Below are 588 nucleotides of genomic sequence, written 5' to 3' on the forward strand. Positions count from 1 at the left end.
GTTGTTCTTGCCAACGCATCGGGTAATGGCCCGCCCGCAATCGGCACATTTCAGAAAGCCGCTGAATAAATGTACCTCACGGCCTTTCGGGGAAGTACGGGTATCACGCTGTAAGAGAGTCTGTACCTTGTCGAAAGTTTCATAGTCGATAATGGCCTCATGCGTTCCAGCCACTTCCACCCATTCCTCGCGTGGAACAGCTTCAATCTGGTGTACCTTGTAGCTTTTCACCCGGCTTCGGCCTTGGGCTAAATCCCCGGTGTAGGTCGGATTGGTAAGAATGGAGTGGATCATGCGGACTCCCCACATAGGATCGTCATACCCTCTTGTCGAAACAGGCAAGCCCTTTTGTACCTTGTAAGCCGAGGGGCTCGGTACGCCGTGTTCGTTCAGGTACAGCGCGATAGCACGTTTTGATGACCCTTGAATAAGCATTGTAAAAATGAGTTTGACATTTTCAGCAGCATCTGGATCAACAATCAGCCTGTGCTTGTCCTTTGGGTGCTTTACATAGCCGTAAGGAGCAAATGCTCCGATATACTGGCCGTTGCGCCGTTTGTAATCAAATACCTGCCGGATCTTTTTGGA

1 protein-coding gene is annotated in these 588 nt (G+C 50.3%); it reads right to left on the reverse strand.

Annotated features, from left to right (window positions below):
- A partial coding sequence (locus H8Z83_RS20555) for a recombinase family protein (protein ID WP_187016506.1) occupies positions 1-588 on the reverse strand: 588 nt, incomplete at both ends.

The organism is Dysosmobacter segnis (assembly GCF_014297285.1).
GTDB lineage: Bacteria > Bacillota > Clostridia > Oscillospirales > Oscillospiraceae > Oscillibacter > Oscillibacter segnis.